At 56.9% G+C, this 24,072-nt stretch carries 18 protein-coding genes and 1 tRNA gene; 9 read left to right on the top strand and 10 right to left on the bottom strand.

Going from position 1 to position 24,072, the window contains the following annotated elements; genetic code table 11:
• The coding region (locus tag K1Y02_15740; protein ID MBX7257814.1) for a sulfatase-like hydrolase/transferase at window positions 1-1,399 on the top strand (1,399 nt) is incomplete at its 5' end.
• A 106-nt stretch (window positions 1,400-1,505) separates the two neighbouring features.
• Here the strand turns inward: K1Y02_15740 and K1Y02_15745 are convergent.
• Window positions 1,506-2,171 carry a DUF1080 domain-containing protein gene (locus K1Y02_15745; GenBank protein MBX7257815.1) on the bottom strand — a complete coding sequence of 222 codons (666 nt, stop codon included), beginning with the start codon at window positions 2,169-2,171 and terminating at the stop codon, window positions 1,506-1,508.
• A gap of 161 nt (window positions 2,172-2,332) precedes the next feature.
• Between K1Y02_15745 and K1Y02_15750 the strand changes: the two genes are divergently transcribed.
• The 3 genes from K1Y02_15750 (at window position 2,333) to K1Y02_15760 (ending at window position 9,908) form a co-directional block, all read left to right on the top strand.
• Window positions 2,333-4,267: an SUMF1/EgtB/PvdO family nonheme iron enzyme gene (locus K1Y02_15750; protein MBX7257816.1), complete on the top strand. Its 1,935-nt coding sequence runs from the start codon at window positions 2,333-2,335 to the stop codon at window positions 4,265-4,267.
• Window positions 4,268-4,423: 156 nt separating this feature from the next.
• Window positions 4,424-8,425 carry a DUF1553 domain-containing protein gene (locus tag K1Y02_15755; protein MBX7257817.1) on the top strand — a complete coding sequence of 1,334 codons (4,002 nt, stop codon included), beginning with the start codon at window positions 4,424-4,426 and terminating at the stop codon, window positions 8,423-8,425.
• Window positions 8,426-8,453: 28 nt separating this feature from the next.
• Entirely contained in the window at window positions 8,454-9,908 is a 1,455-nt protein-coding gene (locus tag K1Y02_15760) for a DUF1501 domain-containing protein (GenBank protein MBX7257818.1), read from the top strand.
• A 17-nt stretch (window positions 9,909-9,925) separates the two neighbouring features.
• On the opposite strand, the gene K1Y02_15765 is transcribed toward K1Y02_15760, so the two are convergent.
• The 4 genes from K1Y02_15765 to K1Y02_15780 form a co-directional block, all read right to left on the bottom strand.
• Window positions 9,926-10,852 (bottom strand): nuclear transport factor 2 family protein, encoded by a 927-nt coding sequence (locus tag K1Y02_15765; GenBank protein ID MBX7257819.1) that lies wholly within the window; start codon window positions 10,850-10,852, stop codon window positions 9,926-9,928.
• Between the two features lie 183 nt (window positions 10,853-11,035).
• Window positions 11,036-11,974: an SDR family oxidoreductase gene (locus tag K1Y02_15770; protein MBX7257820.1), complete on the bottom strand. Its 939-nt coding sequence runs from the start codon at window positions 11,972-11,974 to the stop codon at window positions 11,036-11,038.
• 19 nt (window positions 11,975-11,993) lie between these two features.
• Window positions 11,994-13,343 carry a nucleotide sugar dehydrogenase gene (locus K1Y02_15775; protein ID MBX7257821.1) on the bottom strand — a complete coding sequence of 450 codons (1,350 nt, stop codon included), beginning with the start codon at window positions 13,341-13,343 and terminating at the stop codon, window positions 11,994-11,996.
• Between the two features lie 94 nt (window positions 13,344-13,437).
• On the bottom strand, window positions 13,438-14,841 hold the full coding sequence (locus tag K1Y02_15780) for a hypothetical protein (GenBank protein ID MBX7257822.1): 1,404 nt from the start codon (window positions 14,839-14,841) through the stop codon (window positions 13,438-13,440).
• Between the two features lie 420 nt (window positions 14,842-15,261).
• On the opposite strand from K1Y02_15780, the gene K1Y02_15785 reads away from it, so the two are divergent.
• The gene (locus K1Y02_15785; GenBank protein ID MBX7257823.1) at window positions 15,262-15,843 is read left to right on the top strand and encodes an SIS domain-containing protein; all 582 of its coding nucleotides are present in this window, start codon (window positions 15,262-15,264) and stop codon (window positions 15,841-15,843) included.
• Between the two features lie 186 nt (window positions 15,844-16,029).
• Here the strand turns inward: K1Y02_15785 and K1Y02_15790 are convergent, their stop codons facing one another.
• The 4 genes from K1Y02_15790 to K1Y02_15805 all read right to left on the bottom strand — a co-directional run bounded on the left by K1Y02_15790 (window position 16,030) and on the right by K1Y02_15805 (window position 20,577).
• On the bottom strand, window positions 16,030-16,767 hold the full coding sequence (locus K1Y02_15790; protein ID MBX7257824.1) for a class I SAM-dependent methyltransferase: 738 nt from the start codon (window positions 16,765-16,767) through the stop codon (window positions 16,030-16,032).
• Window positions 16,764-17,861: a DegT/DnrJ/EryC1/StrS family aminotransferase gene (locus K1Y02_15795; GenBank protein MBX7257825.1), complete on the bottom strand. Its 1,098-nt coding sequence runs from the start codon at window positions 17,859-17,861 to the stop codon at window positions 16,764-16,766. Before K1Y02_15795 ends, K1Y02_15790 begins: the two co-directional genes overlap by 4 nt.
• Window positions 17,862-18,000: 139 nt before the next feature.
• The gene (gene cadA / locus K1Y02_15800; GenBank protein ID MBX7257826.1) at window positions 18,001-20,145 is read right to left on the bottom strand and encodes a cadmium-translocating P-type ATPase; all 2,145 of its coding nucleotides are present in this window, start codon (window positions 20,143-20,145) and stop codon (window positions 18,001-18,003) included.
• Between the two features lie 51 nt (window positions 20,146-20,196).
• A complete protein-coding gene (locus K1Y02_15805) occupies window positions 20,197-20,577 on the bottom strand; it encodes a transcriptional repressor (protein ID MBX7257827.1) in 381 nt (126 codons plus the stop codon).
• A 126-nt stretch (window positions 20,578-20,703) separates the two neighbouring features.
• On the opposite strand from K1Y02_15805, the gene K1Y02_15810 reads away from it, so the two are divergent.
• From K1Y02_15810 to K1Y02_15820, 3 genes are read left to right on the top strand one after another with little or no spacing between them, the layout of a single operon-like run.
• The gene (locus K1Y02_15810; GenBank protein ID MBX7257828.1) at window positions 20,704-21,621 is read left to right on the top strand and encodes a metal ABC transporter substrate-binding protein; all 918 of its coding nucleotides are present in this window, start codon (window positions 20,704-20,706) and stop codon (window positions 21,619-21,621) included.
• A complete protein-coding gene (locus K1Y02_15815; protein MBX7257829.1) occupies window positions 21,618-22,370 on the top strand; it encodes a metal ABC transporter ATP-binding protein in 753 nt (250 codons plus the stop codon). The genes K1Y02_15810 and K1Y02_15815 overlap by 4 nt, the downstream gene beginning before the upstream one ends.
• The gene (locus K1Y02_15820) at window positions 22,363-23,166 is read left to right on the top strand and encodes a metal ABC transporter permease (protein MBX7257830.1); all 804 of its coding nucleotides are present in this window, start codon (window positions 22,363-22,365) and stop codon (window positions 23,164-23,166) included. The genes K1Y02_15815 and K1Y02_15820 overlap by 8 nt, the downstream gene beginning before the upstream one ends.
• Window positions 23,167-23,233: 67 nt before the next feature.
• On the opposite strand, the gene K1Y02_15825 is transcribed toward K1Y02_15820, so the two are convergent.
• Window positions 23,234-23,320, bottom strand: a tRNA-Leu gene (locus K1Y02_15825).
• Between the two features lie 117 nt (window positions 23,321-23,437).
• Between K1Y02_15825 and K1Y02_15830 the strand changes: the two genes are divergently transcribed.
• On the top strand, window positions 23,438-24,072 hold a 635-nt coding region (locus K1Y02_15830), incomplete at its 3' end, for a thioredoxin family protein (GenBank protein MBX7257831.1).

A 24,072-nucleotide genomic window follows, 5' to 3' on the forward strand; every position in this document is an offset into this window, starting at 1 on the left:
GAGCGTGTCGTTCGCCGATGGCGGCGCGCTCCACGCTCGTCCCAATTTCCTCTTCGTGTACACAGACGATCAGGCGCCGTGGTCGCTCGGGTGTTACGGCAATACGTACGCGCATACTCCAAACCTCGATCGCCTCTCCACCGAGAGCGTAATGCTCACGAACAGTTTTGTCGTCACGCCTGTCTGTTCCCCTTCGCGCGCCAGCGTGATTTCCAGTCGCTACGGCACCGAAGTGGGAGTCACCGATTGGATTTCTCCAAAGGGCAGAGAATACACGCGTGACGAGTCCCAATTAGGGCTCGATCCAAACTTGCCGACGTGGGTCCGCGACCTCTCAACAAATGGGTACGACACGTGCCTCATCGGGAAATGGCATCTTGGAACGCTGGACAAGTTTCATCCAAGTCACTTTGGGTACCGTCACTTCTCGGGGTTCCGCGAGGGTGGCGTGACCCCGCAGAATCCGAAGCTGGAAATCGATGGTGTCGTGAAGGAAGTTGAAGGCCTGGCCGACGATATCCTTGCACAGTTGGCGTTGGACTACCTGCGTAACGCACGCGCTACACAGCCGTTCCTGCTTTCCGTGCATTTTCGCAATCCCCATGCGCCCTGGACGCCGTACAACGAGAAGGACGCAGAAGCCTACGCGGGGAAAGAGACTCCAGTGCCTGAGCCGGACTTTCCCGATCTCGACACGGAGCGCGTGAAGAAGTCCATGCACGATTACATGGTGAATATCACGACGGTCGATCGGAACGTTGGGCTGTTGCTTGCGGAGTTGGAACGTTCAGGAGTGGCTGACAACACCATCGTGGTCTTTACCGGTGACAACGGGTACAACATCGGCCATCACGGCGTTATCCATAAGGGGAATGGTTCGTGGATTACGAACGCCGTGAAAGGGATTCCCGGGGGCGATCCACGCCTGACGCGTTCGAACATGTTTGACAATTCATTGCGCGTGCCGACGCTTATCCGGTGGAAGCAAGGTCTACCCTCGGCGCGGCGCATGGCCCGCACGACAACGAATCTCGATTGGTACAAGACGCTGCTCGCGTTGTGCGGAGTCTCGTATGATGAGTCGGCGATTCTGCGTGGACGCGACTTCTCTCCCCTGCTGCGCGGGACATCGATTCGTTGGGACGACGACCTGTATGCGGAGTACAGCCAGCATCACTATCGCGAAGCGGACATGCGTACGTATCGCACGGCGGAGTGGAAACTGACGCGCGACTTCCGCACAGAGGGCAAAGACGAACTCTATCACTTGAAGAGCGATCCGCTTGAGCGGCGTAATTTGATCGGCGATGCCCGTTGCAGGGATATCCAGAATCGGCTCAGTAAGGCAATTGAAGAGAATATGCGCCGGGTGAATGACCCGGTGCTCGCGCGAATCTGAAGCCTGCACGCAGTATCTGGAAAGGAGAGAGGGCAACCTTCTTCCTCGGCTGCCCTCTCCTCAAAATACAATCTACTCTCGGAGTCCTTGAACTCCAAGGAAATCTCTACTTCTTCTCATCCTTCTTTGGCGCAAGGTCTTTAATGTAGATGTCCTTGAACTCTACTTGCATACCGGGTCCGGCGTGAAGTTGCAGACCGATGATTCCTTCCTTAGCGCCTTCGGGATCGTCGAAATCCAGGGTGACTTTGCCGTTGAGAACCATCTTCACGTGATCGCCATTGCAGGTAATCTCGTATTCGTTCCATTCGCCCTTCTTGGATGCATTGAAGATATCCGCGCGTTCCTGGTCCGAAAGCGCATTCCAGTAGGGCAGAATGCCGCGGCCCTGTTCTTCGTACAGCATGCCGAAATAGGTCGCCTCCGCCACGTCCGCTTGGTACCCCTTCGCCGCGTAATCGTCCAGGGCTTCGCTCCGGAATTGGACACCGCTGTTGTGGTTGCGGAGCTTCACCTTCACCCGCAACACGAAGTCCGAGTACTTCTTCTCGGTCATGAGAAAGCTGTTGTGCGACAGCTTGACGTTTTCCGTGTTGCCGACGATGACCCCGTCCTTCACCGACCACAAGCGAGAATCACCTTTCCAGCCCGTTAGGTCTTTGCCGTTGAACAAGGATGTGAAGCCTTCCGGTGCATCCGCAAAGGAAATCACGCTGACCATCAATGCCAATGCCAGACCAATAACCGTCGCCCGCCGCCAAATCGTGTTCATCTGATTGTAAACCCCTTTGAAAATAACTCGGGACCGTGCGTCCCGAAACACGTAAACACGCTACCGAAAAGGGGTGGCACAAATCCAGTGGAAGACGCGATTTGTTCCCGGCGGGTTTTCCACCTATGGTATCTGAATTGCCGTAAAAAGGGAGTGTAGCAATGTTTCAAGTCAAGCGAACTGTACGCGGGTTCACAGTCGGTTTATCTGTTCTCATGTTGGCGACCCGAGCGCTTTCGCAAACACCGGCTGACACCCCTCCACTCAAACCCGCAACTGGAGCCAATCCGGGTGAGCATACGACGATTAAGTTGCCGGGCGGCGTTTCCCTCGAATTGGTCTGGATTCCCGCGGGAACGTTTTTGATGGGGCAACGAGACGGCGAGCAGGACGCGTATCCGAATAAAGAGACGCCGCAACACCCCGTGACGCTGTCTTCGGGGTATTGGATGGGGAAGTTCGAGGTAACGAAGGAACAGTGGAAGGCTGTCATGGGAACGGCTCCGTGGGAAGGCCGCCCATCCGCCGGGGAAGACCTGAAGACACCGGCGAATTACGTTGATTGGTCCAGCGCAGCGGCTTTTGCTGAAGCCTTGACTAAGGTTGCCGGCGTGAATTTCCGGTTGCCTACGGAAGCGGAATGGGAGTACGCCTGCCGCGCAGGCACCACGACACGGTTCTACTGGGGCGACGACCCGACTTATGACGCGATTGATGGCCATGCATGGTGGAGAGGGAACGCCGCCAACACCGAACTGAAGTGCCCACGCTCGGTGGGGCAAAAGCCGCCGAATCCTTGGGGTCTTTGCGACATGAGTGGAAATGTCTCCGAATGGTGCCAGGACTGGCACAGTTTCTACTTCGGCGGACCTGCTACTGACCCAGCCGGACCCGCGATTGCGAGTCATCGCGTGCTTCGCGGAGGGAGTTGGATCACGATAGGTGGCCAGTGCCGGTCGTCCCGGCGATACCACGAGGAACCCCTAATGGCGCGCAGCGACATTGGATTCAGGGTGACTTCGGGGAATCCTGTGGTGCGGCAGCCCGGAGTGCCCGAAATCGTGGATGTGTTCGTTGCAGGCAGCGAAGGGGTGAATACCTACCGCATCCCCTCCATGCTCCTTGCCCCGGATGGCACACTGCTCGCGTTCTGTGAAGCGCGGAAAGAGTCGCAGGATGACGCAAGTCCCACGGACATGGTGCTTCGGCGGAGTGTCGATGGGGGCCGCTCCTGGCTTCCAACTCAGGTATTGGTTCATGGCATAGGGAACGAGGCGCTCATGAATCCGTGTGCCGTCGTTGATCGAGCCACGAACACGGTTCTCTTGGCCTGTATGAAGGCCAACAAGATTGGACCCAATCGGAATCAGCATTTTCTTCTGTTGAGTCAGGACAACGGCCAAACCTGGTCAGAGCCCATGGACATCGGAGATCGGATTGCGAACTACAATGACTCCTTTGTTCCAGGTCCGGGGGTTGGCATACAGATGCAAAGCGGGCGCCTGGTCATCCCCGGGTACGCTGGCACACCCGACGAGGTCCTGGAAGAGAATTTCTACTCACGGGTGCTTTATAGCGATGATCATGGCCAGAACTGGACCCTTGGGGCCCCTGTCCCCCAGTTTTCCGATGAGTCTCAGGCCGTTGAATTGAGAGATGGGTCACTCATGTTGAACGTGCGCGGCAATATGGGAATGAGTTGCAGGGGCGTGGCCATCAGCGAAAACGGCGGAGAAACGTGGTCCCGGTTCTACTGGGACCGGGCGCTCAAGGAATGCCCGTGCGAGGCCAGTCTAATTCGGTATGGATGTGACGAGAAGGACGGAAAGAACGCGCTGCTTTTTGCCAATCCCGACAATTCGGGAGAGTGTTATGGGATTCTGGAGCGAACGAAGATGACGGTGCGCGCGAGTTTTGACGAAGGAAAGACGTGGCCTGTCAAACGCCTGTTGCATCCCGGTCCATCGTCTTACTCGACGATGGTCAGGCTGCCGGACGGCGATATCGGTATCCTCTTTGAAGGCGGCGAAAAGCACCGCCGCGAGTGGATTCGCTTTGCTCGCTTCTCAATGGCATGGCTAGCAGACCAGGGGTAGTCCTGGACTCACGCCTGAAAAGGGCACGGTACTTGTTCCGAAATACCCTTACTGCCGCGCCCTGAAACTTGCGAATCCTGACTTATTTTGGTCACTTTCGCCTTGACGTGGCCGGGTGGGGTTTGGGAATATAGGTACGGAGGTGTTCATCGGTCTATGGCGAACTCTGTCTTGCGGGCGATCCTCTGTGTCCTGTTAGGGACGTTTGTGGCTCCTTCTGCGCTGTTGCGCGCGGAGGAGTCTCCCCCCACTGCGGCTGCGGGCGAAGCAGCGCAGCCAGCGGATGAACTCCTGAAGCTGCTGGATACGCTGAAATCTGACCCTCAAGCTCGGAAGAGCCTGGAAGACAAGCTCCGTGGGCGCATTGAGCAACTCAAGAATGCACCCGCACCTGATGTGACCTCGCTGCAGGCGGATCTGGATACGAAGACGAAGCGGGCCGAGACGCTGAAACAGCAGCAGGACGAGTTGGCCAAGCAATTGGAGGCATCCAAGGCCGAGTTGGAGGCTCTTCAAGCGGAATTACCCGAACTCAGCAAGAAATTAGAAGCAGTCGCTAAAGAGCGCGGTGCTCCTGACTCCCTGGCCCTGTATGAACAGGCCCTTCAGCTACTCTCCACCTTGAACGCCGATGTCCCTCTCACCCCGTCTTCTGCCGATCCGACACCTTCTGAGCCAACTGCCGTGCTCCCTGCGGTTGACCCGAAGGATCGTATCGATTTCAACAAAGAAATTCGCCACATCCTTTCGAACAACTGCTTTGCGTGCCATGGTCCTGACGTGCATCAGCGCAAAGCCGGGTTGCGTCTGGACGACGGAAAAGCCGCCCTGGAAAAACGTGAGGGTCACGAACCGGCACTTGTGCCCGGGTCACGCGATAAGAGCGAGCTGTGGAAGCGCATCACGTGCCCGGATCCGGACGAGCAGATGCCGCCCGCGAACTCGAACCGCACGTTGACGCCGGAACAAATTGAGCTGCTTGGGAAGTGGATTGATCAAGGGGCCGTGTATGACAAGCATTGGGCCTTCAAATCTCCGGTGCGTCCCGATGTGCCTGAAGTCGCATTGAGTGACTGGCCACGGAACCCCATCGACAATTTCATTCTGACGCGTCTCGAGAAGGAAGGGCTTAAGCCGTCTCCTCAGGCTGCCAAGGAAACGCTCATTCGTCGCGTTTCGCTAGACCTCACCGGCCTCCCTCCCACCCCGGAACAAGTCGAGGCTTTTTTGAATGACTCCAGTCCTGACGCGTACGAGAAGGTTGTCGACAGTCTGTTGGCGAGTCCGCATTACGGCGAGAACATGGCGCGCATGTGGCTGGACCTCGCACGATATGCCGACACGAACGGATATCACATCGACAATGAGCGGTACATGTGGCGATGGCGGGACTGGGTAATCGATTCGTTTAATCGCAACATGCCGTTTGACGAGTTTACGGTTGATCAGTTGGCTGGGGATCTCCTCCCTGATGCCACGCTGGAACAGAAGATCGCGACTGGCTTCAATCGCAACCACATGATTAGTTTCGAAGGCGGCATCATCCCCGAGGAGTACCGCATTCAATACGTCAACGATCGCGTGAACACAACAAGCACGGTGTGGTTGGGGTTGACGGTGAACTGTACACAGTGTCACGACCACAAGTTCGATCCGCTTACGCAGAAGGAGTTCTACCAGCTCTCCGCGTTTTTCAGTTCGATTCCGGAGCAAGGCAGTGATGGGCGGGACGGGAATTCGGCCCCGTTGATCAAGGCGCCGTTGCCGGAGCAGAGCGCGCGGCTTGCTGAGTTAAATGACGCCGTGAAGCGTATTCAGGAGCGGATGGACGCGCCCAATGAGGCGCTGGATACGGCGCAGGCGGCATGGGACCAGCAGGAGGGTGCGGCGACCCGGGAAAGTTGGATACCGCTTGCGCCCAAAGAGCCGAAATCGACCGGCGGCGCGACGCTTACCGTTCGCGAGGATCATTCCGTATTTGTGGATGGAACGTGTCCGGAGAAGGATACGTACGAATTCCTGGTTGAGACGGACGCGATGGGCATCACGGCGCTGCGGCTCGATGCGATTCCTGATACGGCCCTGCCCAAAGGGCTGTCGGGGCGCGCCGAAGACGGGACCTTCCGGTTGACTGAAGTCGAAGCGGAAATCGCTTCCAGCAGTTCTCCTCAGACTTCACAGAAGCTCGCATTTGTCGCCGTGGATGCGACGTCTTCCGCATCAGGGAACGACATAGCGAAAGTGCTTGATGGAAACCCGGAGACTGGCTGGACTCCGGCAGCTACGGAGACGCCTGAGTTGTCCAGCGCCGTGTTCGTACCGGCGACGCCGTTTGGTTTTGAAGGCGGGACCCAGATCCGATTCCGGTTGAAGTTCGAATCTCCGGAGAAGAACCATACGCTCGGCCGCTTCGCGGTGTCCGCGACGCGCGACGCGTCCATGGCGCCGTCAGAAATCGGTCCGTGGTATATGAACGGTCCCTTCGTCGCGCCTGATGGGAAAACGGCGTACGATACGGCCTATGGACCTGAAAGCGGCGTCGATTTGAACGCGACCTACGAAGACCACCGCCTGAAGTGGGTGGTTCGTCCTGACTTGGCGGACGGCGCACTGCAGAATCTTCCTGGAGACGTGGCGGCGACGTACCTCTATCGCGTCGTGAAGTCCCCGAGTGCCCGCCAGATGCGCTTGGCCCTTGGCAGCAATGACGCCCTGAAGCTCTGGGTCAATGACAAAGTGGTTCTAGACCAAAACGTCCAAAGGCCTGTAGAACCCGATCAGAATGTAATCTCGGTTGCGCTGGAACCAGGCGAAAATCGAATCCTGATGAAGGTTGTGAACTACGGCAACGCCTACGCGTTCTATTTCCGGAAGGCCGAAGAACAAGTCGGTTCGATGCCGCTGGAGATTCGGGCGATCCTGGGTGTAGCTTCCGAGCAGCGGTCGCCACGGCAGATTGCGCGATTGCGCGACTTCTATCGCGAGAAGAACTCAGCAGACTGGCGAGAGATGAACGCGGGGGTGGGCGCATTGCGCGAGCAGATTGCGGCGGTGGAGAAGGAAGTGCCGTCGGTCATGGTGATGGAAGAGCTAGAGAAGCCGCGCGAGACCTTCGTGTTGAATCGTGGCGCGTATGACCAGCCGGGCGAGAAAGTGGAACCGGAGACTCCAGGGGCTTTGATTCCGTTCCCGGCCGATGCGCCGCGGAACCGGCTTGGATATGCCAAGTGGCTGACGATGCCCGAGCATCCGCTGACGTCGCGTGTCACGGTGAACCGCTATTGGATGCATTATTTTGGCACCGGAATCGTGAAGACGATTGAAGACTTTGGTGTGCAAGGCGAGTGGCCCAGCCACCCCGAGTTGATGGATTGGCTGGCGACGGAATTTGTTCGGACGGGGTGGGACGTGAAGGCGATGCAGCGGCTAATCGTGACGTCCGCGACGTACATGCAGTCCTCGGCGGCTACACCGGAGTTGCTGGAGAAGGACCCGGAGAATCGCCTGCTGGCGCGTGGCCCTCGCTTCCGGATGGAAGCCGAGCAGATACGCGACAACGCGCTGGCAATTAGTGGATTGCTTGTTGCGCGAGTGGGCGGGCCGAGCGTGAAACCTTACCAGCCGAAGGGAGTCTGGGAAGATGTAGCGTATGGCGGCGAATTCACCGCGCAACGGTTCGTTCAGGACTACGGCGACAAGCTCTACCGGCGGAGCATGTACACGTTCTGGAAGCGCCAGGCTCCTCCCCCATCCATGCTTGTCTTTGATGCGCCCAGCCGCGAGGTGTGTACGGCTCGCAGGCCGCGGACCAACACGCCGTTGCAGGCGCTGGCCTTGCTGAACGATCCGCAGTTTGTGGAGGCGGCGCGGGCGTTGGCGGAACGCATGATGGGAAGCGACGGCGATACCGCCGCCAAGATCGCGCGTGGATTTGAGTTGGCAGTATCCCGCAAGCCACGTCCCGAGGAGACGCAGATTCTTTCGGACGTGCTTGACCAGCAGTTGACCGAATACCGGACCAAGCCCGAGGACGCACTGAACTATGTGGCGATTGGAGAATCTGGATACGACACCGCTCTGGACCCGTGCGAACTTGCCGCATGGACCAGTGTTGCCACGACGATATTGAATCTTGACGAGACGATTTCGAAGACCTGACGAAACTCAATTGCCGAGGGTGTGATAGATGGACCCGATTCAAGAGAAGGACCTGCTGCTTACACGGCGACGTTTCTTCGGATTGTGCAGTGTTGGCATTGGAACGGCGGCACTGGGATCGATGCTCGCTCCGCAAGCATTTGCCGAGACGGCCTCGCAGGGTCATGGATTGGCGGGCGTCCCCCACTTTGCGCCGCGCGCCAAGCGGATCATCTACCTGTTTATGTCGGGTGGGCCGTCGCAATTGGATCTATTCGACTTTAAGCCAGGGCTTCAAGGCGTACACGGAACGGATTTGCCTGATTCCATTCGCATGGGGCAGCGACTCACGACGATGACCTCGGGGCAGAAGCATTTCCCGGTGGTTTCGAGTATGTTCAAGTTTGCCCAGCGCGGGCAGAGCGGCTCGTGGATGAGTGACCTGATTCCGCATATGGCGTCCATTGCCGACGAGTTCTGTGTCATCAAGACCGTGAACACGGAAGCCATCAATCACGACCCGGCCATCACCTATATTCAGACGGGGAGTCAACTGCCGGGCCGTCCCAGCTTGGGGTCATGGCTCAGCTATGGCCTTGGCGACATGAACAAGGATCTCCCTGCATTCGTGGTGATGATGTCGATATCCGACCCGAATCGTGGGGCGCAAGCGCTCTTTGACCGGCTCTGGGGCAACGGGTTTCTGCCGTCTGAGTATCAGGGCGTCAAGTTCAGATCCGGTACCGATCCTGTGCTGTATCTCAGCAATCCGCCCGGAGTGAGCAAAGAGGCGCGCCGTCGTGAACTCGATGCGTTGGCAAAGCTCAACAGAATCCAATTGGATTCGTTTGCCGATCCCGAGATCAATACGCGTATTGCTCAATACGAAATGGCCTACCGCATGCAAACCTCGGTTCCGGAGTTGTCGGACATCTCCAACGAGCCTGAGAGCACATTCGCATTGTACGGAGAAGACGCGCGGAAGCCCGGCACATACGCCTTCAATTGTCTTATGGCGCGGCGATTGGCCGAACGCGATGTGCGGTTCATTCAGCTTTATCACCGCGATTGGGATCAGCACAACAATCTGCCCAAAGATCTAACGCTGAACTGCAAGGACACGGATCAGGCTACGGCCGGATTGATTCTGGATCTGAAGCAACGGGGTATGCTCGACGATACGCTGGTGGTGTGGGGTGGCGAGTTCGGACGAACGGTGTATTGCCAGGGCGATCTCACGGCCGACAATTACGGCCGCGATCATCATGGCCGCTGTTTCACGATGTTGCTCGCCGGAGGTGGGATGAAGACGGGAATCACCTATGGGGAAACAGACGATTTTGGGTACAACATCGTCAAGGACCCCGTACACATTCACGATCTCAATGCGACGATCCTGAATCGTATGGGCGTCGATCACGAGAAACTGACGTATCGCTTCCAAGGGCGCGATTTCCGGCTGACGGACGTGCACGGCAACCTTGTTAAGGGCGTCATCGCGTAGGATCGTTGAGGGCGCGGTTACAAGCCGCCAATCGATGTCACCATCCATTTGTCGCCCTCGCGCGCAATAGCGAGAGCAATGGTAGTCGTGCCTGTCTCCGCAATGAGGTCAATCCCTCGAACGATCCCGGTATCGCCTTCGATTGTCACTTGCGAGTTGTCGAGAGCATAGCGTAGGCCCTTCATCTGCCCCGCAGTCTTGAACCCCTGCAGAAATACGCGCGTTTCCGTCTTGCCACGTCCTCCCTCGTCGGAGTACTTATCGGAGATGGCCGTCATGATTCGGTCGATATCTTCTGACTCAACCGCTTCCTTCATGACAGCGAGGAGAGTCTGGACTTTCTGTTCATCGGTCATATTCTCCGTGACATTAATGCCTTCTCCCGCTGCTGGAGCCCAGAAGCCCAGAAAGGCGCGCATGAAGTAGACCGTGAATGCGATAGTGGCAACGCCCATGACGGCAGCGGAACCGAGGGCGATCTTGCGTTTGGGAATCGGCTTCGATTTCCGGATGTGAAACGTGATTCCACCCACGGTTACCCGTTCGCCGGCCTCGGCGCGACGCCGCTTCTCCTCCAATGCGCCCAGCGTTTCGTTGATGGATATGAAGGCGCGATGCCAGTTGGATTGCAGCTTCTTCAGCGCAACTTCTGACTGTGCGTAGACCGCTTCCAGGGTGGTCGAGCTGAAGACCACGTCCAGAACATCCTGCGAAAAGCGGAAGTCGGGGCCTAACCGGTCTTTCAAGACGCCGTGTTCGCGGGCCAGCTTACTCTTTACTTTGAGGAATTGGGATTCATACTGCGGCTTGTTGATTCCTGTAGACGCATAGCCGCTCAAGATTTGATTGAAGAGCAGCCAATCATCCATGAAGTCACGGCACTTTTGGATGTACTGATCCATCACGTCGAAGGTTGTCTTGAATGTGTCCGTTTCTCTTGGCATTTTCCACCTCTTCCAGAAGGAGGCACACCGAGTCCGATTCAGCGCGCGAGGAAGTAGCCGGTCGCCGTGCTCGAACCGGGCTTGCACACAGAATTACTACGGATCACGAATTCAGCAGGACAATATGAGTATACCAGAGTCTTGCGAAAATGGGGAAGAAATCAGATGACGGGATACGTTGGATCAGGGGAACTTGGCGTACCAGGCGACGGTCTTGGCCAATCCTTCTCGAAACGGAACACGGACCTCATACCCCAGATCTTCCCGGGCCCGCCAAATATCGGCGCAGGAGGTGCGCACGTCCCCCACGCGCGCAGCCACAAAGCGCGGTTGTACCTTGCTGTCGAGGGCCTCAATGATGGCGGTGGCCAGACTCAGCACGCTGGTAGACTCGCCGCAGGCAATGTTGTAGACCTGCCCCCGCGCGGCGATTGAGGCCGTGGCGGCGAGCACGCACGCGCGTACGTTGTTTTCGACGTAGGTGAAGTCACGCGATTGTTGACCATCGCCGTGAATCGTGGGCGGTTCCCCCCTCATTACCGCCGAGATGAATAGTGGTATGACGGCGCTGTATTGCGAATTGGGATCTTGACGCGGGCCGAACACATTGAAATACCTCAGACTGACAGCCTCAAGGCCGTAGCATTCGCTGAAGGCACGGACATAATGCTCGGCGGCCGCCTTCGAGGCGGCATAGGGGGAAAGCGGGGAGAGCATCATGGACTCGCACCGGCTGCCGCCGGGCTGATTGCCGTATACGCTGCTGGAACTAATGTTGATGAACCTGCGGACTTTGGACTCGCGCGCGGCTACAAGCAAGTTAAGCGTTCCGGTGGCGTTGGCCTCGTGCGACACGAGAGGGTCCGATACCGACCGTGGCACAGAGGGTACGGCGGCGTGGTGAAGTACGAAGTCCACGCCTTCAACTGCCTGTCTGCATGTATCCGGATTGCGGATGTCACCCTTGACGAACTCGTACTTGCCAGACATCGACGCCAGGTTTTCGAGCTTACCCGTCGAGCAATTGTCGAGCACTCGGACCCGGACACCGGCCTCTGAGAGGTATTCGACAAGATTGGAACCGATGAATCCCGCCCCGCCTGTCACAAGATAGGTTGTCAATTTCCTCGTGCCTCTCGATTTAGGCCTTCACGACGACGCCCGGCGGGCAGTCTATCCCTCGGGTCATGTTTCGTGTGTCGACCAGAAGGCGTGCGTTTGCGACGATAAATGCGGGGTCATACGCCGTGTGCGCCGTGGAAATCAGCACGCAATCGTACTTGGCCAGCGTTTCCGCCGAGAGATCTACGGACTCCAATTCGAGACTATGATGTCTGCCGGGGGAAATCCTAGGTACGTACGGGTCGTTGTAGTCGACCTCTGCGCCTCGCTCCTGCAGTAGTTGGATGAGCTTGACCGAGGGCGACTCACGAATATCGTCGATGTCCTTTTTGTATGCCGCGCCCAATACCAGAATTCTCGCTCCCCGCATGGGTTTGCCGCGATCATTGAGCGCCTCCATCGTGCGCGTGACCACGTACATCGGCATCGACGTGTTGATCTCTCCGGAAAGTTCGATGAAACGAGTGACGAAATCGAATTCCCGCGCGCGCCAGCTCAGGTAATAGGGATCGATGGGGATGCAATGACCGCCAAGGCCCGGCCCCGGATAAAAGGGCATGTAGCCAAAAGGTTTTGTGGCCGCGGCGTCGATGACTTCCCAAATGTCGATGCCCATCCGGTCGCAGAGAATCTTTAGTTCATTGACGAGAGCGATATTTACGCTGCGAAAGATGTTCTCTAGTAGTTTGCAGAGTTCCGCGGCCTCCGGCGTGGTGACGGGTACGATTCGCTGAAAGATCCGGCTGTAATACTGGGCCGCGACTTCCGAGCACGTGTCTGTTACTCCGCCCACGACTTTAGGAATGTTGCTTATGGTGAATCGCGGGTTGCCCGGGTCCTCCCGCTCGGGAGAAAAGGCCAAGAAGAAGTCCTTCCCTACCTCCAGCCCACTCGACTCCAGAATCGGCAAGACGAGTTCGGTGGTGGTTCCGGGGTAGGTTGTGCTCTCGAGAACAATTAGCTGCCCGGGGCGAAGGGTCCGGGATAAATCCTCGGCAGTGGCGCGCACGTATTGCAGATCCGGCTCGCGGTTCTTGTCAAGCGGCGTTGGTACACAAATGCTGATGCAATCCGGTTCGGATAAGCGATTGAAGTCAGCCGTAGGATCAAAACGTCTTCGACCTACGACATCGGCAATCCATTCCGACGGGATGTGCCGAATGTAGCTGTGGCCTTCTGACAACTGCTGGACTTTGGCGTCGTCCACGTCAAAGCCGATGACCCGATAGCCTACGGCGCACAAATGCTGCACGAGAGGAAGGCCAACATACCCCAGGCCGATGACTCCCCCAACCGCAGACCCGTCCGCCAACTTCTTGAACAACGTATCGCGCACCGGTTTCCCTCCCTCTATCCAGAGTAAACACATGGTAACGGCGCGTTGGCGGCGGATCAAAAGGACGATAAGGGAACTCGCTACTAGACTCCTTCAGTTAATTCGTGGAGGTCGATCTCGCGCAACCCTAAAATTCGCCGAGCAGATAATCGGACTCCTTGGCGCCGCGCCAGTTGATGGATGCCTTCTGTTCCGCGGAAAGCATCGAATCTATTTCGGCTACAACTGTGGCAATTGTCACGGGTTTGTCAATGTCTTTATCAACGAGGGAATCTCCCGCTGGGTCCCACAGGTGTACCTTTCCATTCGCGAGCAATTTGTCGATAGAGTCCCCCGATGCGAAGACGGCGATCCGGGGCGCGACTTTTCCGGGATAGAAGCCGACAATCCAGTACTTCTTAATCCCGCCACCTTCCTCTAGTTCATCACGGACTTCATTCAATCCGCCAACGAATCTGGAACGGCCTTCAACATTGTCGAAGAAAAGGGATAATCCACTTTGCCGCGTTGCTCGTTGCAGTTCGCCCGTCTCTTTATCGTAGTAGACGTGCCAGTCTTCGTCCCCCTTAGGAGTCGCCTCGTCGCCAGACTCGTCACCCTGGGACTCTTTCAAGACTCGGTATAGGATCGACTTGCCGGCATCCACGCGCTCTACGGTGTCGCCATGAAGTGCTGCTGCAAGATTATCCGGGCCAGCGTCAAGGATATTATCAGGCCATCCTGCCAAAATGTTCATGCTATGCTTCAGGCTGAATGTAGCCTGGCGGAATGCAGGGCTGTTGAGAAGCCGCTCCTTTGTGGAGAGACCAAGCGCGTCGAGTTGCCCGGTAGTTGCTGATGCGAAGATCTCTTGCATTGCAGCATCTATACGTGTGCCCTCTGCAAAGTCATGCGTCAGGATTTGGTTTCCCGAGGGATCCCACGCCAGAAACCTGCCCTGGACTAGAGCATTTCCTTTTGCGCCAACACACGGTATTGCCCAGCGAGGTTGGTTCGTTGCAGGGTCAAATTCAAACTCCAGAGCGCCTTTTCCGCCGGGTCTTGCGACATAACCTGCGTGAATTGCAGTCCGCGCCGGATTTTCCATATACGACAAGCTTACGCTCACCCCGCTTTCGTCCGGTCGAGTGATTTTGATCCAATTCACATGTTTCTCACGTCGGCTAAAGTCGATCTCCGTTACGAGCCCGGCTTCGTCTCGATAATGAACTCGAAGGAATCCGCCGTCGTTGCGCTCCTGTTTGCTTGCGATGTTGGGCAAGGCCAGTAACTGGGGCTCACTAAGCCCCGCGTATTTTGACGCTAATTGCGCAATTTCCAGTAACGGTTGCTGGATCTCCTCGCCGGCGGACGTAAAGGCGCGTCCGGACGTAATTTGCGACACGAAATTAACGGGATGGGCAGCTTGGGCAATCTTGAGAGACGTTGCTGCATCACGTGCATCGGCAGGTTGTGCGACTACTTCAGCGCAGCAATTGGAGAACGAAACAAGAACAATCAGAAATCCCAAAAAGCCCACGAATCGCAACATCCTACATTCCTCCTTTGTCTAAATGAGTCCGATTCTTGACGCACAAAGAGAAATGTTCTAGATGTACCGTGCGGTCATTGCGGCTAAGCGGCCCTACTCACTACACTGTGCAATTCCAAGCTCTTGCCCGTCTGCTTGGAATGCTAGCCCCCCCCAAGAATTCGAAGCCAAGTCTGACACACAATACACGACTTGTCAATACGCTATTTGTTGCATCTGTATTACATTACTGCAAGTCCATCTCCTATATATGCATAATTTCAGAGTGAATCGATAGACCGGAACTCGAATCAAGGCCTTCCTCTAGACGAATGAAGTCAAAAGCCGAATAGGGTCGAAGTGCAATTGACTCCCCTGATCGGGTATAAAGGAGATCCTCAGTGTGCGAATATCTCCAAAGAAGCTCAGGAGTTACGTATGATTAGTTTCGATACCTATCTGAAAGGCCTCAACGAGGCATTGGCCGCGTTTGACCGTTCGGCGTTTGACGCCATTATAGCGGCTATCAAAGACGCTCACGACCGCGATGCGGTTATCTATACGTGCGGCAACGGCGGCAGTGCGGCAACGGCTTCCCACATGATCAATGACATCGTGAAGGCCCCGGCAGACGCTTCCGGGTGCCGTCCGTTGCGCGCGATTGGTCTTTCGGACTGTGTGCCTCTAATGACGGCGCTTGCCAACGACATCGAGTATGCCCAGATGTTCTCCAAGCAGTTGGAGGCGCTTGGGCGTCCCGGCGATCTGCTTATCGCGATTTCGGGCAGTGGCAATTCCCCCAATGTGCTGGAAGCCGCAAAGGTGGCGCGCGCCAAGGGGATGAAAGTCATCGGGATGACCGGCTACAGCGGCGGGAAACTCAAGGACTTGTCCGACATTCACGTCAATGCGCCTTCCAACTGCATGGCGCAGGTGGAAGACGTTCACATGATCATCGAGCATGCCTTTGTGGAGGCATTGAAGGAAGTCTTCGGCGGGAAGAGTAGCGCGCCGTACGCTTAGCCCGGATTTCTCACGAACACACTTGAACCTCTCTCGTAACCGGCGTGTTTGCGAGACTTGCGGCGAAAACCAAAGCGACTCTCCGAATGCAGAGTGTGTTCGCGAGAAATCCTCATGGCATAACCTCAACGTTTTGCAAGTGCGCAATTTGCGTCGGCGCTCAATCGGGCCGGTGCAAATTGCGGATTAGGCGTTTCGCTTTTGGGCGACCACGAATATCGACAGTCCGAACGGAAGGTCTATCAAGCGGGCGCAGGCGCGTTCAACGCTCAGGACTGTGCGAAAGATGCTCGTGAGGCTTTCGCCAGAAGCTCCATCGAGATCGGATGTGGGAAGCGGACGTATTTTCCGCCAGAGGCGCGTTAGCAGCACCGGTGGAAACAGACATGTGTTCCAATACGTGCTGCGGAGCGTATCGCAACCGGCAACGTCCAGCATCCGCACAACTTCGCTACGTGAGAAACGCTTGTTGGTGAGAACGTGCGTGTCATGCGAGGACATCAGCCATTGGTAGGCCGGCAGGTTCAGGAAGAGTAGGCCACCAGGCTTCACTGTGCGAGCAATTTCTGTCAGGGTGGCTTGTTTATTCGGGATGGACTGATGGCACAGTACGTCGCATGAGACGACGGCGTCGAACGCCGCGTCCGCGAATGGTAAGTCCGCGATAGACGCGCGGCCCAAATGGCTCAATCCACGGAGCCGGCAGAATTCAAGTGCCTCACTTGCAAAGTCAATACCAACTGTCTGTGCCTTTGTAGCAAACATTTCCAATACCGCGCCGGTTCCGCATCCCGCATCGAGGATGCGCGGCGAATCGAACTTCATGTACTTTTGCCAATGCTCCGAGAGCATGCCGCGTAGACCGTGATACCACCAATGGCTGTCTTCCACGCGATACATGATCGCGTATTCGTCGTGCTTCATGTCCGAAAGTCCTGGATGGCTGCCGCGACCGTATCTACAGTTTCCAGCGGCATCATTGGATAGAGCGGGAGTGACAAAACTTCGTTGCAGGCACGTTCGCTCTCCGGAAATGCGCCTGCCTTCCAACCGAGCTCCTGAAACGCGCCTTGCATATGCACGGGAATTGGGTAGTGGATGAGGGTTCCAATGCTCTTACTCTTGAGGTGCTCTTGAAGTAAATCCCTATGGGGAGACCTTACCACGAACAAGTGATGGGCCGTTCTTGCCCAATCGGCTTCCTGGAATGTCGATACCTCAGTCCCTTCCAGCGCCTTTCGATAGCGGTCGGCGCGTTCACGGCGCAAGGCATTCCACGAATCGAGATAAGACAGCTTCGTTCGCAAGATCGCGGCCTGAATCTCATCCAAGCGGCTGTTTATGCCCTTGCGTGTGTGATGGTACCGCCGCTCCTCCCCGTAGTTGCGCAGCATCCGCAACTCTTCCGCGACGCGCGCATCTGATGAGGTCACTGCTCCCCCGTCTCCGTAAGCACCCAGGTTCTTCGTGGGATAGAAACTGAACGCGGCGGCGTCGCCAATTGCCCCGCATTTCCTGTTTCGGTAGATCGCGCCGTGCGCCTGCGCGCAGTCCTCAACCACGACGAGGTCGTGCTTGCGTGCAAAGGCCATGATGGGGTCCATATCGCAAGGATGGCCGTACAGATGGACTGGCACAATGGCCTTCACGCGAGGCGTCATCGCTTGTTCCAGCTTGGCCGGGTCCAGCGTACACGTTCTCGCATCAATGTCGCACAAGACGGGGCGCGCTCCCGTGGATGTCACACCACAGACCGTGGGAACACAGGTATTCGCGGGGATGATGACTTCGTCGCCAGGCCCGACTTCGAACGCCATTAGCGCAAGTTGAATAGCCTCCGTGCCCGAGGCCACGCCCGTGCAATGGGATGTGCCGATGTACGCGGAAAATTCGTCTTCAAAGGCGCGGACTTCGTTCCCGAGGATGAACCACGCCGAGGCGAACACACGAGCTACCGCGGCGTCGATTTCCCCTTGAATGGCGCGGTATTCGGAACCCAGTTCCACGAACGGAATCATCTTTTCGGAACCCCCTTTGGGCGGAAAGCAGGGACAGACACGTCTGCGCTTCGCTGCGCTTGTGTCAGTCCCTGTTTCCCGCCGCTATTGACACTCCCTTGGGTCAACCAGCATGTTGCCTTAGTTACAATTCACTTCACTATTCGGAGTCGCGCAAAAGGCGAAGGCCGTTGAAGATTACCAGAAGTGAGGCCCCCATGTCGGCCACGATGGCTAGCCAGAGCGTTGCCCATCCTGCAAGGGTCAAAACAAAAACGGCTGCCTTGAGGCCCAATGAAAGTGCCACATTCTGCTTCACAATGCTCAAGACTTTCTTCGAATGCCGGAACAGCCACGGCAGCTTGCTCAAATCATCGGACATCAGGGTGATGTCTGCCGTCTCAATGGCAGCGTCGCTGCCTGCCGCTCCCATGGCGATACCGAGTGCGGATGCCGCCATTGCCGGTGCATCGTTTACACCGTCGCCCACCATTGCGGCAGACCCGAAACGCGTCGTCAACTCGCGCATCCGTGTCACCTTATCCTCGGGCAAAAGTTCGGCGTGGTATTCGTCAACGCCCACAGATTCGGCCAAGGCCTTGGCTGTGCCTTCATTGTCTCCCGTGAGCATGGCAACGTGCCGAACACCAGCATGCTTCAGAGACTCGATGGCGTCCCGCGCATGCGGTTTTGGCGAGTCGGCCACGCTAATCAGCCCGCAAACGTGATCGCCCGCACCGAGCATCACGACGGTGTGGCCGTCATCCTCCATCCTCTCGGCTTGAAGCGTAGCCTCCGGATCGTCGTGCCCCATTTCCAGCAAGAGACGATGGCTGCCGATCCAGTAGCGACGGCCATTGACCATGGCCTCAGCCCCCTTTCCCGGAATGGCTTGGTAGGTTTGGGCCTCTTGGATTGTGACTCCCGCGTTGCGGGCGTGGCGGACAATGGCCTGTGCAATGGGATGTTGACTTAGACTCTCTATTGAGGCCGCAATCGCCAGGACTTGAATGTCGCTATGCTTGTTCAGAGGTGCAATCTGCTGCACTTCAGGCCGGCCTTGCGTGAGCGTTCCTGTCTTATCCAACGCGACTGCGTTTACCCGTGCGGGCGCTTCCAGATAGGCTCCACCTTTGATGAGTACGCCTTCACGTGCGGCGGCCGTGAGCCCCGCGACGATAGTAACTGGAGTCGATATGACCAAGGCGCAGGGACAGGCAATTAAAAGCATCACCAAAGCGTTATAGATGGATTGCCGAACGGGAACCTCGAAGAAGACCGTCGGCAATGACGCGACGAGAAGAGCCGCGAGCAGCATGGCGGGCGTGTAGTATCGGGCAAACTGCTCCACCCATCTCTCAACGGGTGCGCGGCGCGCTTGGGCTTCTTCGACCATTCGGATGATGCGCGCAAGACTGGTGTCCTCTGCGCGCTTGGTTGTCTGAATCTCAATGGCTCCTTCGTTGTTGATGGAACCTGCAAACACGTCGTCGCCGGGCGCTTTGTATAACGGTGAGGACTCGCCGGTTATAGGGGCTTGATTGACCGATGTCTCTCCTTTGACGACGACACCGTCCAATGGAATGCGTTCACCGGGCGAAACCAGAACGATTGACTCAAGCGGTACGTCGCCAACGGGCATCTCAAGTGATTGATCGATCTCAATTCCCTGTTGTCTGACTCGTGCCCTTTGGGGGGACAAGTCCATAAGAACACGGATGGCGCGACGCGCGCGCCCCACGCTCCACGATTCAAGGAGTAGGGCCAGGGAGAACAGGAAACTGACAATTGCGGCTTCGAACCAGTCTCCGAGAGCGACCGCGCCGAGCACCGCAATCGTCATGAGCAAGTTCATATCGGGCCGAAGGGTACGCGCTGCGTACCAGGCTTTGGGAAGCACGAACCACACTCCGGCGATTGTTGAAATCAGGAGTAATCCAAGGGTTAGGGGCAACCAGACCTGCCATTCCTGGACCAGGAGGTGACATGTCAGGCCCGCGATCGCGCAAACACCGCTGATGGCGCAGAGTGTCTCTCTTGACGACTCACGCCACCCACGGGGGGCGTGCCGGTTTTCCGAGACATGGTCCTCCCAAGGGACTGCCTTCATGCCCGTCAATCGGACCGCCTGGCGCACGGCCTCGGAAGAGCAACGCACGCCGTCGCATTCGACCGTAAGTCGACCGTTGATCAGGTCAAAGGAAAGAGACTCCTCGCTATCGACAAGCGGACGTAGTTCGCGCTTGAGTGCGGCGACTTCTTCGCTGCAATCCATGCCTGCTATTTTGAATACGAGTTTGCTCATGGCCGGGTGTGCCTGTGGCAGTAAACGGGAAGCGAATCCGGGACGGGTGAATCAGGCTTTGGTTTCCAGGCAATCTGCACATCGTCCGTATAAGAAGATCTCATGGTCTTCCATCTGGAAGCCCGCAGGAACCAAGCCACCTAGATTCGAGGGGCATCCATCGAAATCGTACATGCGCCCACACGATCTACAACTGAAATGGTGGTGATGGTCTTTGCCCGCAATTTCGTAACGCTGCGGTTCTCCGGGTATTTCGACCGGTACCAGCCATCCGTCCTCCATGAGAGTCTTTACGGAGCGATACACGGTGGCAATGCCCAAATTGGGGGCATGCGCTCTGGCAAATTCAAGAACTTCCTGGGGGCTCAACGGGCGGCCGCTATCGCGAAAAACCTGACGTATGGCCCGTCTTTGCGATGTATCCCGCTCCAAAGCGCTACCTCATATTTGTAGTTCGTAGCGAAAATGCGTTATCATTAAGCGAATTTGGCAGCAAAACCTTCTGCGCTCCACTGTAGCAAATTCACGGGCGGTCCACCAAGCGAGTCTCACAAGCATATGTCCCGCAAAAGCATAGCACGTATCGCAAGTGTCGCGGCTATTTTGGCTCTGCTGACCGCCTTCCCTCTCACGCTGGGGTGCGGGGGGGCTCCGGCTGGAAATCCAACCCTTGCAACAACTATCCCGCCCATAGCCCTTGTGCTGCGTGAACTGGCATCTCCGAGGACTGAGGTTGTGACGCTGCTAAGTCCGGGGGTGTCGGCCCATACGTACGAAATCACACCTGCGGATGCGCGTGCCGTGGGTTCTGCTTTGGCGCTCTTCTACGTGGATGATGCCCTGGATGGATGGGCAGCGCGTTTGCCGGCCCGGATGAAGGTCAGGCTATTTGAGTGGGTGCCAGCAGATGCGAGAATCGTGTTTTCGGGGACTCACGTGGAGGAGGATGGACACGACCACGAACATGGGGACTTCGACCCCCATTTCTGGTCCGATCCTACGGTAGTCAAGGCTACTTTGCCTAAGCTTGCAGACAAACTCGCGGAACTCGACCCCGAAGGGGCCGAATTGTATCGGGCAAATGCAAAACGGTTTGCTGAAGAACTCGATACACTGGATCAACGTGTATCTGAGAAGTTGAAACCGGTCAAGGGGCGCGCGATCGTTACCTTTCATCCCTCATGGGACTACTATTTGAAGCGGTACGGCATACGCAACGTGGGCGTACTGGAACCGTCGCCTGGCAAAGAGGCCTCGCCGCAGCAGATCATGAATCTCGTCGAGACCATTCGTGCGGCAGGGGTCACGGCCGTGTTTTCGGAACCCCAACTTCCAAGCCGTCCGGCGGAAGTCCTAGCGGATACGGCGGACGTCAAACTCGGCATGTTGGATCCGTATGGGGGCGTGCCGGGGCGCACTACCTACCGTGAACTGATTGAATTCAACACCGATGCGCTGTTAGAAATGCTGCAATGAGTGCAGACGCGATATCAGTGGAGAGTCTGACCGTCAAGTACGGTAATTTCGAGGCGTTGAAGGACATTTCGTTTTCGGCGCCCGAGGGCGCGTTCATTGCCGTAATTGGGCCCAATGGCTCGGGCAAGACCACGCTTCTGAACACCTTGGTCGGTCTGCAAGAGCCGACTCATGGGTCGCTACGGCTTTTTGGCGCGCCGCCCAATGAGCTTCCTGCCACGTCGCTGGGTTACGTTCCGCAAGTAAAGATGCTCGACAGGACGTTTCCGGCCAGGGCGCTGGACCTCGTGCTCACCGGACTGAGCCGGGGATGGCCATGGCGCATTCCCAAGCAGTCGCGCGAAATCGCGCTTCAAGCCATGAAACGAACAAAGATAGACCATTTGGCCGACCACTCCATCGCGACGTTGTCGGGTGGCGAGTTGCAGCGCGTCTACCTTGCCCGCTGCCTTGTGCGCTCCCCCAAGCTCATGGTGCTCGATGAGCCTGGAGCAGGTATGGATCTCGTCGGCGAAATGGAGATGTATCACATTCTTGAAGACTATCAGCGAGAGAAGGGCACAACGGTCGTCATGATCACGCACGATTGGGAGGGTGCGCGGACCCACGCTTCCCATGTGCTTCTCATCGACCATCAACTTCTGGGATACGGCCCTGCTGCCGAGGTTGCGCAAGAAGAGCGCCTCCTCCGTGTCTTTGGCTTCGCCGGTCACAAGGCGGCGAGCCACAAGGGCAAGAACAATGCTTGAGCCGTTCTCGATACCCTTTATGCAGCACGCGCTGATTGCGGGTGTACTGGTTGGGTTTCTTGCCAGCTATTTTGGCGTGTTTATTGTCCAGCGTCGCATGGCTTTTTTGGGAAGCGGCCTGGCACATTCCGCGTTCGGCGGAGTGGCGCTGGGACTATTGCTCGGCCTCCCACCGTTGGCCGTGGCCTTGCCATTTACGATTCTTGTTGCCGTCGGCATTATTTGGGTTAAAGAGCGCGCGCCGCTTGCGGAAGACACGACCATTGGTGTCTTTTTTTCCGTATCCATGGCGCTTGGCGTAGTCTTTCTCGCGCTCAAACAGGGCTATGCCGGAGATGCCTTTGCGTACTTGTTCGGTTCGATTCTCGCCGTGACGCACGTGGACCTCTGGATAGTAGGATGCATTGCGGCGGCGGCATTGGCAACGGTTCCCTGGTGGAGCGCATTGGCCTATGCGACGTTCGATCGGACCCTCGCGCGTACCGACCGGCTGCCCGTATCAGTCCATGATACCGCTCTGAATATCGCGATGGGTGTCGTCGTGGTGGTATCAATGAAACTGGTAGGCATGGTACTCATTGCGGCGTTTCTTGTCTTGCCTGCCGCAACGGCGCGGCTTGTAGCGCGGACGTTTCGAGGCATGACACTCGCTTCGATCGCCATCGGCATATCAACGGCCATTGTGGGATTATACGTCTCGTATTTTGCGAATCTGCCGAGCGGCCCGAGCATCATCTTGCTTCAATCGCTCTTCTTCTTCGGAGCGCTGGCGTTTAGCCAGTTGCGAAAGGCATAGCTCAAGTTAGCCGTGTAAACGCTAATGCGTACATTCTGCGTCACAGGAATTGCGGGAAGGTGAGAGATGGTGCCGGGGAAGGGAATCGAACCCCCACTCCCTTGCGGGAACCGGATTTTGAGTCCGGCGCGTCTGCCTGTTTCGCCACCCCGGCACGAGCGCGTAGACTATAGCAGACGGCGGATAGCCGGTGCAAAAGTTGGATGATCGAAGGCATCGCCTTTCTGCATTACCTCGACGATGTGCCAACCTAACAACGGAGGAAAACGACATGCGAAGGTCTGAATCCGTAGTCCGTGGTGCAGTGTTCGTGGTGGCGTGTGCCGTATGTGTTGCCGGAATCTCGTTCGCGGCCGAGTCGACTCCCATCTATGACGAAAGCGGCAACGGCTTGAAGCAAATCATGCACGCGATCGACCAGGCCAAGAAGGAATCGAAACGTGTGCTGATCCAGTTCGGTGGAAACTGGTGCGGTTGGTGCGTGAAGTTGCACAAGCTTTGCCAGAGCGATGCTACGCTGTCCGCTACTCTGAACAAGAACTACGTCGTGGTCCATCTGGATACACAAAGTAACTCCGAAGTCGCAAAGACGTATGCTCCTGACGCCAAGAGTGTGCCGTATCTCGAAGTGCTGGACGCAGATGGTAATATCCTCACGACGCAACAAACGGAAGTATTCGAGTCAGGGGATGGTCATGATCCCGCAAAGCTCAACGCTTCGTTCACCGAATGGGCGACGAAGCCAGTCGAGTCGAAGCAGGTGTTGGACACTGCTCTTTCTCACGCAACAAAGTCGGACAAGAAGGTTCTTCTTGTGTTTGGCGCTCCCAGTTGCGGTTGGTGCCGGAAGCTGGAGGCCATTCTGCACAACGACACCGTTTCGCCGGTCATGTTCAAAGACTATTT

The sequence above is a fragment of the Candidatus Hydrogenedentota bacterium genome, from assembly GCA_019695095.1.
In the GTDB taxonomy this organism is placed as follows: domain Bacteria; phylum Hydrogenedentota; class Hydrogenedentia; order Hydrogenedentales; family SLHB01; genus JAIBAQ01.

Coding starts and splice junctions, on each gene's coding strand:
- K1Y02_15745 (MBX7257815.1), bottom strand. CDS start 2,171: ATGAACACGATTTGGCGGCGGGCGACGGTTATTGGTCTGGCATTGGCA.
- K1Y02_15750 (MBX7257816.1), top strand. CDS start 2,333: ATGTTTCAAGTCAAGCGAACTGTACGCGGGTTCACAGTCGGTTTATCT.
- K1Y02_15755 (MBX7257817.1), top strand. CDS start 4,424: ATGGCGAACTCTGTCTTGCGGGCGATCCTCTGTGTCCTGTTAGGGACG.
- K1Y02_15760 (MBX7257818.1), top strand. CDS start 8,454: ATGGACCCGATTCAAGAGAAGGACCTGCTGCTTACACGGCGACGTTTC.
- K1Y02_15765 (MBX7257819.1), bottom strand. CDS start 10,852: ATGCCAAGAGAAACGGACACATTCAAGACAACCTTCGACGTGATGGAT.
- K1Y02_15775 (MBX7257821.1), bottom strand. CDS start 13,343: ATGTGTTTACTCTGGATAGAGGGAGGGAAACCGGTGCGCGATACGTTG.
- K1Y02_15780 (MBX7257822.1), bottom strand. CDS start 14,841: ATGTTGCGATTCGTGGGCTTTTTGGGATTTCTGATTGTTCTTGTTTCG.
- K1Y02_15790 (MBX7257824.1), bottom strand. CDS start 16,767: ATGAAGCACGACGAATACGCGATCATGTATCGCGTGGAAGACAGCCAT.
- K1Y02_15795 (MBX7257825.1), bottom strand. CDS start 17,861: ATGATTCCGTTCGTGGAACTGGGTTCCGAATACCGCGCCATTCAAGGG.
- cadA (MBX7257826.1), bottom strand. CDS start 20,145: ATGAGCAAACTCGTATTCAAAATAGCAGGCATGGATTGCAGCGAAGAA.
- K1Y02_15810 (MBX7257828.1), top strand. CDS start 20,704: ATGTCCCGCAAAAGCATAGCACGTATCGCAAGTGTCGCGGCTATTTTG.
- K1Y02_15815 (MBX7257829.1), top strand. CDS start 21,618: ATGAGTGCAGACGCGATATCAGTGGAGAGTCTGACCGTCAAGTACGGT.
- K1Y02_15820 (MBX7257830.1), top strand. CDS start 22,363: ATGCTTGAGCCGTTCTCGATACCCTTTATGCAGCACGCGCTGATTGCG.